The sequence below is a fragment of the Betaproteobacteria bacterium genome, assembly GCA_009377585.1.
In the GTDB taxonomy this organism is placed as follows: domain Bacteria; phylum Pseudomonadota; class Gammaproteobacteria; order Burkholderiales; family WYBJ01; genus WYBJ01.
On sequence record WHTS01000174.1, the window covers coordinates 1 to 9,105 of the forward strand.

At 65.4% G+C, this 9,105-nt stretch carries 5 protein-coding genes; 2 read left to right on the forward strand and 3 right to left on the reverse strand.

What is annotated here, in order from left to right; all coding sequences use genetic code 11:
• Positions 1–150: 150 nt before the first annotated feature.
• The 3 genes from GEV05_29020 to GEV05_29030 all read right to left on the reverse strand — a co-directional run bounded on the left by GEV05_29020 (position 151) and on the right by GEV05_29030 (position 5,809).
• Complete coding sequence (locus GEV05_29020; protein MPZ47333.1) at positions 151–1,809, reverse strand: SUMF1/EgtB/PvdO family nonheme iron enzyme; 1,659 nt, start codon at positions 1,807–1,809, stop codon at positions 151–153.
• A 10-nt stretch (positions 1,810–1,819) separates the two neighbouring features.
• Complete coding sequence (locus GEV05_29025) at positions 1,820–3,412, reverse strand: thiosulfate sulfurtransferase (GenBank protein ID MPZ47334.1); 1,593 nt, start codon at positions 3,410–3,412, stop codon at positions 1,820–1,822.
• An 87-nt stretch (positions 3,413–3,499) separates the two neighbouring features.
• Complete coding sequence (locus GEV05_29030) at positions 3,500–5,809, reverse strand: AsmA family protein (protein ID MPZ47335.1); 2,310 nt, start codon at positions 5,807–5,809, stop codon at positions 3,500–3,502.
• Positions 5,810–6,208: 399 nt separating this feature from the next.
• On the opposite strand from GEV05_29030, the gene GEV05_29035 reads away from it, so the two are divergent.
• Together GEV05_29035 and GEV05_29040 are read left to right on the forward strand one after the other, a co-directional pair.
• Positions 6,209–6,424, forward strand: a complete 216-nt coding sequence (locus tag GEV05_29035; protein ID MPZ47336.1) for a ribbon-helix-helix protein, CopG family — start codon at positions 6,209–6,211, stop codon at positions 6,422–6,424.
• A 5-nt stretch (positions 6,425–6,429) separates the two neighbouring features.
• Positions 6,430–9,006, forward strand: a complete 2,577-nt coding sequence (locus GEV05_29040; GenBank protein ID MPZ47337.1) for an N-6 DNA methylase — start codon at positions 6,430–6,432, stop codon at positions 9,004–9,006.
• The last annotated feature ends 99 nt before the right edge of the window (positions 9,007–9,105 follow it).

Genomic DNA, 9,105 nt, shown 5'->3' on the forward strand with positions numbered 1-9,105 from the left:
CTCATGAGAGGCGGGGAAGCTGTAACCATTCCCCTCCTCGTCGAGGAGGGGCGGGACGCGACAGTGTCGCGGACGGGGTGGTCTCCAGCGATCGAAACCACACCACCCCGCCGCTTCGCGTCACCCCTCCGCGTGAGCGGAGGGGAATATTCAGGGCCCATCGGCGGCGCAGCGGAACCCGATGTCGTCGGACCTCAGGTCGGGTGGTCCGTGCCAGCGCCGGGCCGAAGCGATGCGGTCCGCGCTCTCGAAGCGGCCCCCGCCGCGGATCACCCGTGCCTTGCCGCTTTCGGGTCCCTTGGGATTGCGCATGTCGCCGGAACGGAAACCTTCGGCATACCAGTCCGCGACCCATTCGTTGGCGTTGCCCGCCATGTCGTGCGTGCCGTAGGGGCTGCGACCCGCGGGATGCGAGCCGACCTTGTGCAGGCCGCCGTCGTACGCTTCGGACGAGGTGTTGACGTAGTTCGCGCGCAGCAGCGACGGCGATTCGTTGCCCCACGGATACATGCGTCGATCGGCGCCTCGGGCGGCCTTCTCCCATTCGGCCTCGGTCGGCAGCCGCCGCCCTGCCCACGCGCAATACGCCGCTGCGTCGTTCCAGTCGACGCCGACCACGGGCAGCTCGGCCGCCGCAGCGAGATCGATCGCTTCCCATTTCTCGGGCGGGCGCGCCGATCCGGTTGCCGCCAGGAACTTCGCATAGCGCCCCGTTGTGACTTCGAAGCGGTCGATGTAGAACGCATCGACGAAGATCTCGCGCTGCGGGGCGTACTCGCCGTCGCCCATGCCGAACATGCCCGCGGGCACGAGGTCGGACGCAGCGCCGTCCTTGCCGGTTCGTTCCTCGGGCAAGGTTCCATCGGGCAGCGCGAGCCAGATGCCGGCCGCGACCAGCGCGATGGCTGCGATCCCGATCGCCAACCGGTAGCCATGGCGCCGGCGCCGGCCTTGCGCGATGCGATGCACCGCATCGGCGACCGCGGCGGTCACGTCGCCGGAAGTTTCCAGCACGGTCACCGATTTGAGAAACCCCGGCAAGCGGGCGAACGCGATCGGAGCGAGCAGCACGGGCAGCAGGCGCCCGTGCGGCCGCTGGATGACCTTTTGCGCGATCTCGAGCTCGCTCAGCGTGTAGCTGGCCGGGTCGAGCGCATGCTCGCTGATGAGGAATACGAACAGATCGCACTGTTCGATACCCTGGCGGATGCGATTGTGGAACTCCTCGCCGGGCGGCAGATCGTCGCGGTCGAAGAAGACGTCGTGGTCCTGGTGCGAAAGCGTCCGGTTGATCGCGGCTGCGAGGGCGCGGTCCTGCGAGGCATAGCTCAGGAATATTTTCATGCCGCGTCGGGCCGGCGCTGTTCGGCGCGCCATGCCGACAAGGTCCAGACGAAGCTGGCGAAATCCTGCAGGGCGAACGCGGCAGCGAGCGGACCGGGCAATATTCCGAACCACCAGAGGGCCAGCATGACCGCTGGTACGAGCGGACGATCGAGCAGGGAGGCGAAAACGAATCCCTGGGCATTGAGTCGTCCGCTCACCACATAAAGCATGCCCAGGCCGCCGACCAGCAGGCCGGCGAGACGAAGATAGTTCTCGCCTTGAGGAACAAGCGCCGGGAGATGGAGCGCGTCGACCGCGAGCCGGGGGATAAGCAGCAGTATGGCGCCTTCCAGCAGGATCAGCCAGCCGAACACTTCGACCGTTTTCGCCGAATGTTGCTGCCCTCCAGCGCGCCACAGGCGGCGAAACATTTCCTTCAGCGTAGGGGTGCTCACGGATCGTCTCTCCCTGCAGCGAGCGCATTCGCGGCGGGTCAGCGCGCCACGATTCTGAAGCGCTGGTCGTCGTCCTGCGCCATCCGGTCGGCGAGATCGATCTCCCACGACAGATAGGCTTGCATCGCCTCTTCCACGCCGGCGTCCTGGTCGCGTGCGCGCAGCCGAATGTCGTCCGGCGCTGTCGCCATCCGGGTCGCGCCTTGCTCGAGCGGGAATCCTGCCTCGCGCCAGGCCGCGGTCCCGCCGTCGAGCGCGAGCGCTGGCGTGATCTCGTTCGCGTCGGCCGCTGCAAGGCGCGCGAGCGTTCCGTCGCTGGACGTGAACACCACCGTGCCCGCCGACGGCAGTTGCGGCAGCATCTGCGCGAGGCGCGAACGCAGGCCGAACCATGCACCCGGGATATGTCCGTCGCGATAGTCGCGGCTCCAGTCCACGTCGACAACACTGACGCCACCCGCCTGCATGCGCGCGTGCAACGTGGCCGCGTCGATGGTCGGTGTCGCTGCTTCTAGCCCAAGGACGCGCGGCGTCCAGGGGCCGGTCTCCTTGCCCACCTTGCGCATGTCGACCGTCATGGCGGCGGCGTCCCAGCCCATTTGCTTCATCCAGTGCGCCGTCATCACTGCGCGCACGCCGTCGTCGTCGACGAGAACGACGCGGGCGCCCCACGTGGCTGCATGGCGGTCGGTTTCCTGCACCAGCTGGCCGCCGGGGACGTTCTTCATGCCAGGAACATGGCCCGCGACGTACTCGTCCGGATCGCGCACGTCGAACACGTAGAGCGTGCGGGTGACCGCGTCTTCCTGCCACCGCGCCAGGGTCGCTGCATCGATGCGGGCAATGCCGAAGTGTTCCGCGATCCGATCCGCCGCCGCGCGTGCCGCGGCCTGCGCGCGCGGCGACACCAAAGGCGGCCGGGCGGTCGAGCCCTTCAGCACCTCGTAGCCGGCGAGATGCCAGGCCTGGGTACCGTTTTTCAGGGAGACCACCTTGTTGGGCACGCCGGCATTGATGAGCGACTGGGCGCCGATGATGCTGCGCGTGCGCCCGCCGCAGTTCACGATCACCGTCGTGGCCGGGGAGGGCACGAGGTCGGCGAACCGGTAGACCAGCTCCGCACCCGGGACGCTGATCGCCGTGGGAATGCTGTTACCGTGGAATTCCTCGTAGCTACGGCTATCGAAGAGCGCGATGTCGGCCTTGGCGTCGATCAGCGCCTTCAGCTCCTCGGCCGTGATCCAGGGCGTGCCGGCCTGGTGCTCGACCACTTCGGCGAACGCCTTGCTCGGCACGTGCACGCCGCTATAGATGCGATACCCCGCCGCTTCCCAGGTTGCAATGCCGCCTGCCAGCACCGACACATCGGTGTAGCCGAACGCCGCCATGCGTCGCGCGGCGCGCTCCGCCAAACCCTCGCCGTCGTCGCACCACACCACGCGCGTGGAGCGGCGCGGCACGCAGGCGTCGACCAGCATTTCCAGGCGGCTCAGCGGCAAGCACGCTGCCATCAGCAGATGGCGGGCATCGAATGGGACTTCGTCGCGCGCGTCCAGCAGCGCGATCTCGCCGCCGTCGTGCAGAGCGGCTTTGAGTCGCGCTGCATCGATCGTACCGATCTGGCTGATCATGGTGTGTTTCGCTCCAGTGTGTGCGCTTCGCTACCGATTCCGGTGCTCGGCTGCGTGAATAGCCGGTGTTCGGGATCTTTGGCGCGTTCAGCGGCGGAACAGTCCTTCGAGACGATCCTTGATCGCATCCTCGATCCCGCGCCCCGATCCGCCTTTCTCCGAGCCGCCGGGAATGCGTTCGAGAATCTTGTCCTGCAGCTTCTTCTTCGCGAGATCGGCGGCCATGCCGGCGACGTCGATCGACCACTGCGGCGAGCTGAGCGCACCCGTGAGCTGCACGGGCACGGTGATGCCTGCCAGCTCATCGACGTCGCGTCCGCCCTGGCCCTTGCTGGTTGCCACCAACGTCGCCTTCAGCAGGTAGTTCATGCGATCTTCGCCGATGTCGATATCGCCCGCACCTTCGAGGCGCAGCAACGGTGACTTGAGCGACAGGTCGTCGTTGTGCGCGACGCCGTTCGTCACCTTGAAGCTCGCCTTCAACTCGGTGAAATCGGTCTTCTCGGTCTTGTTCGAGCTTTGCACCGGCTGCCCTCTCAGCTGGTCGATCTTCGAGCGCACCGAGCGGATGGTGCCGGCGATGTCGATGCCCTTGATCGAACCGTCGGCGAGGTTCACCGACGCAGTACCGTTCAGCGCCTTCTTCAGCGCCTGCACCGTGGCGCCGCGAGTCGTGAGGTCCGCGCGAACCGTGCCCTTGCCTTCGAGGGTGTCGATCTGCGCCGCGTCGCGCAGCAGGGGACCGATCGCGACCCCGGTCAGCGTCGGGCGCACGGTGAACACGGGATTCTCCGCGGCTTGCACGGAAACGGATGCGGCAAGTGTGCCTTGATAGAGCCGCGCCGAAAGGGGTGCAACGTCGAGCCGGCCGCGCGCCGCCTTGATCGTGGCGCGCACTTCCTCGCTTTTGATGTTACGGAGCGTCAGCTTGCCGATCCGGATCGTGCCCGACGCATCCACCTTCTCGAGGGCAGAGAGATCGATCGTCTCGTCTTCCGCATTACCGCCCGCATTCGCCTGTTTTGCAGCAGGTGGCTGACGGGCGGGCGCCGGGCCGGCGGACGGTGAACTGGCAGGCGCCTGACCGGAGGAGGGCGGGGCGGCAGGCGAGTGGCCCAGAAGGCGATCGGCGTCGAGCTGATCGGCATCCAGATCGAAGGTGAGCGCCAGCGGGGAGAAACGCGTTATGGCAGCCTGGCCCTTCACGTTCGATTGATCGACCTTCCCGGAAAAATTCAGGCCCGCCGTCTTTTTGTCGAGATTCGCGGTGAGTGCGCCGCGCAATTGCGCCTTGTACGCGCGCCCCGCACCCTGCACTTCGATGTCGGCATCGAGCGGTTCGGCTTTTAGGGCGCTGAAGGCACCCGCGACGCTGCCGACTGTGAGCTTGGCGACGACCTTGCCGTTCGCATCGCTCGAGCTCGCGTTGACGGTGAGCTTTCCGCCTTCGACCTTGTCGCGGGTGAGCGTGAGCTTGGGTGCGTCGAGCTTCAGCTCGAAGCTCCCGTCCGGGCGCTTGCCCGACGCGGCCACCGCGAGCGCGTTCGCGACGTATTCGCCCGTATCCGTGCGCGCTTCGATGTTGCCCTTGACGGTCGCATCGAGGGCGCTGATATCGCCATAGTCGCCCTTGGCGGAGAGATCGAGCTGGTCGAGCTTGTAGAGTTTTCCCGCCAGGTCGAACGTGAGCATCGTCTCGAGGCGGGTATCGATGCGTGCCTTGTCTTTGTCCGAAGTGAGGCTTGCGCTGAGCTCGATGGGCGTGGCCACACCCGCGGCAACGCGTCCCGACTCGAGGTCGAGGTTCGAGAGCCGATAACGCGTGCCCGCGGCCTGGTCGGAGAACGTCACGTCCGCTCCCGAGATCGTGATGCGGGCGATGTCGACTTGCACAGACGTACCGGGTTCGGGCGTAGCGGGTTCGGGCGTGCCGGATTTGGGCGTGCCGGATTTTCCCTGCGCCTTCCCGGGCGACTCGGCGCCTTCAGCGCCAGCGCCCGTGAGATCTTCGAAGTTCATGCGCCCCGAGCGATCGCGCTCGATGTTCATGCGCAAGCCCTTCAAGGCGATCGCGTCGACGATCACTTCCTTCGAGAGCAATGGCAGCAGCTTCACCGATACGACCGCCGAATCGACGGCTGCGAACTGCCGGGTGCTCTTCGGCTCCGACAGCGAAGCCTTTCCGAGCTTCGCTCCGATCGAGGGGAACAACGACAACGCGAGATCGCCCTCGAGGACCAGCGTGCGCCCGGTCTTCTGCTGTACGGCCTCGACGATTCTGCCCTTGTAATCGTTGGGGTCGAACGTCGCTGCGACGAAGGCGACGACGGTTCCGGCGACGCCGACAAGCGCCGCCATGCCGACGAGGAACCACTTGAGTGCGCGCTGCAAGACCATCCTCCATGGGGCCAGTCGTAGCCTCGGACTTTAACCGCTAGAGGGTTTTGCGCGAAGCGGTTACTCGCGCCTGAGCCGTAGTCCGCATTCTCAAACAGATAGTAGTGCTTCGGTCTCGGGGGCGCGATTTCGATGATCTGGCCAGATTCAATCCATCAACGCGTAGCCCGTGCTGCGCCGCATGGGCAAGTCATTCTCCGCATTGAACGCGGCGAATATGGCGCCTAATCACCGTAGGCCAAGCTCTCCAGATAGGCGCTCATCCAGAAACCATCAAAATGGTTTCGCCTGGGGTCGGGGCTGCTCTTTTCCTTTTTCTCATGGGGACGCCATTGGATGCATCGAACAATACTGTATACTGCATCCTATCCGCAGTACAACCGCTGCATCGAGGCGCCCATGGCCACTGGCAAGACCAGCACGTTGACCTTCCGTATCGAGCCGGCATTGAAGGAGGCTCTGCGCGCCGCCGCCGAGCGCGAGCACCGCTCCATCGCCAACATGGTCGAGGTGTTGATCCGGGACTGGTGCGGGCGAAACGGCATCACGATCCAGGAGCAGCAAGCGTTGCTGCTGGAGGAGGGGACAACCCCTGCTGACCGGAAAAGCAGGTAGCTGTCGTGGCACTGAAGAAATCCGACCTCTACGCCTCCATCTGGGCCTCGTGCGACGAGCTGCGCGGCGGCATGGACGCCAGTCAGTACAAGGACTACGTCCTGTTCATGCTGTTCATCAAGTACATCAGCGACAAGTACGGCAACAGCGCGGACTTCGCTCCGCCCGTCACGATCCCGACGGGCGCGAGCTTCACCGACATGATCGCCCTCAAGGGCAAGCCCGACATCGGCGACAAGATCAACACGCAGATCATCCAGCCGCTGATCGACGCCAACGCGCGGCTCGCCCGCAGCGACTTCCCCGACTTCAACGACCCAAACAAGCTCGGCGAGGGACAGGCAATGGTGGATCGCCTGTCCAATCTGATCGGCATCTTCCAGAAGCCCGAGCTCGACTTCTCGCAGAACCGCGCCGAGCACGACGACATCCTCGGCGACGCCTACGAGTACCTGATGCGGCACTTCGCCACCGAGAGCGGCAAGAGCAAGGGGCAGTTCTACACGCCCTCCGAAGTCAGCCGCGTGATCGCCCAGGTGATCGGCATCGCGCCGCAGAACACCCGGGCGGCCACCACCGCCTACGACCCGACGTGTGGCTCGGGCTCGCTGCTGCTCAAGGTGGCGGCGCAGGCGGGCAAGCACATCACGCTCGAAGGCCAGGAGAAGGACGTGACCACGGCGGGTCTCGCCCGCATGAACATGATCCTGCACGACTTCCCCACGGCCAACATTCTCTCGGGCAACACACTCGCGGCGCCGAAGTTCAAGGACGGCGAGCAGCTTCGCACCTACGACTACGTCGTCGCCAATCCGCCGTTCTCCGACAAGACCTGGAGCACCGGCCTCACGCCGTCGCTGGACACCTTCCAGCGCTTCGCCTGGGGCGTGCCGCCGGCCAAGCAGGGCGACTACGCTTACCTGCTGCACATCGTCCGCTCGATGAAGAGCACCGGCAAAGCGGCCTGCATCCTGCCCCACGGCGTGCTCTTTCGCGGCAACGCTGAAGGCCTGATCCGCCAGCAGCTCGTACGCTCCGGCATCCTCGAGGGCATCATCGGCCTGCCCGCCAACCTGTTCTACGGCACCGGCATCCCCGCCTGCATCGTGGTGCTCGACAAGGAGAACGCCGCCGCCCGCAAAGGCGTGTTCATGATCGATGCCAGCAAAGGCTTTATCAAGGACGGCAACAAGAACCGGCTGCGCGAGCAGGACATCCACCGCGTCGTCGACACCTTCAAGAAGCAGGCTGACGTGCCGCGCTACGCCCGCATGGTGCCGTTCGACGAGATCGCTGATGCGAAGAACGATTTCAACCTCAACCTGCCGCGCTACATCGACTCGACCACGCCGGAGGATCTGCAGGACATCGACGGTCACCTGCGCGGCGGCATTCCGGAGCGCGATCTGGACGCGCTCGACGCGTACTGGCAGGTGCTCCCGGCCGTGCGCGCGGCGCTTTTCTCCCCTACCCAGGAACCTGCCCGCCTGGCGGGCAAACAACGCTCCCCTCTCCCTCCGGGAGAGGGGCTGGGGGTGAGGGAAGGGACGCCACGCACGTTCCACGGTGCAAGCAGCGATGCTCATGTCGTGACGTCTCTTCCGCTGGGAGAGGGGTCGGCTATGAGGGAGCGCCCCGGCTACGTTTACCTGACGCTGCCCATTGCCGAAGTGAAGTCCGCAATTCTCGGTCACGCCGAGTTCGCCGCCTTCCAGAAAAGGGCGACGAAGCACTTCGACGACTGGCGCGCGGCCGCCACCAAACGGCTTACCGCCTTCAGCAAGGACGGCCACCCCAAGGCGCTGATCGAGACCATCGCCGAGGAACTGTTGGAAGCCTTCCGCTCCGCGCCGATGCTCGATGCCTACGACGTCTACCAGCACCTGATGGACTACTGGGCCGAGACGATGCAGGACGACGCCTACCTGATCGCTCTGGACGGCTGGGTGGCGAAGCCGGCTCGCATCGTGGAGACCGACAAGAAGGGCAAGCGCAAGGACAAGGGCTGGGCATGTGATCTCATCCCGAAGCCGCTCATCGTCGCGCGTTGCTTCACCAAGGAACAGGCCGAGCTCGATGCGAAGCAGGCCGAGCTCGAAACCACCACCACTGCCCTCGCCGAATTGGACGAAGAGCACGGCGGCGAAGAGGGCGCCCTGGGCGCGCTCGACAAGATCGCCAAGGCCGAGGTGAATGCTCGGCTGAAGGAGATCAACGGCGACAAGGAAGCGAAGGAAGAGGCGGAAGTGCTCCGGCGCTGGCTTGAACTCGCCGAGATCGAGTCGGCCCTCAAGCGCGCGGTGAAGGAGCAGGACGCCGCGCTCGACCGACTTGCCCACGAGAAGTACGCCACGCTCACCGAGGGCGAGATCAAGATGCTGGTCGTCGATGACAAGTGGATGGCGCGTTTGTCAGGCACCGTGCAGGGCGAGCTAGATCGGGTGTCGCAGACCCTCACTGGCCGTATCCGCGAGTTGGCCGAGCGGTATGCGACGCCGCTGCCGGCGCTTGTTGAAGAAGTGGAGACGCTTGCGGTGCGGGTGGACGAGCATCTCAAGAAGATGGGGGCGGTATGGAAGTGAGGCCTGGGTACAAGCAGACGGAAGTGGGGGTTATCCCCGATGAGTGGGAAACACTTCCATGTTCAGAGTTGAGCGAGCGGATCATGGTCGGAATCGTGA

What these genes read in the sequence shown, in the direction of transcription:
- GEV05_29035 (MPZ47336.1), top strand. Translation starts at nt 6,209, where the DNA reads ATGGCCACTGGCAAGACCAGCACGTTGACCTTCCGTATCGAGCCGGCA.
- GEV05_29025 (MPZ47334.1), bottom strand. Translation starts at nt 3,412, where the DNA reads ATGATCAGCCAGATCGGTACGATCGATGCAGCGCGACTCAAAGCCGCT.
- GEV05_29030 (MPZ47335.1), bottom strand. Translation starts at nt 5,809, where the DNA reads ATGGTCTTGCAGCGCGCACTCAAGTGGTTCCTCGTCGGCATGGCGGCG.
- GEV05_29020 (MPZ47333.1), bottom strand. Translation starts at nt 1,809, where the DNA reads ATGCGCTCGCTGCAGGGAGAGACGATCCGTGAGCACCCCTACGCTGAA.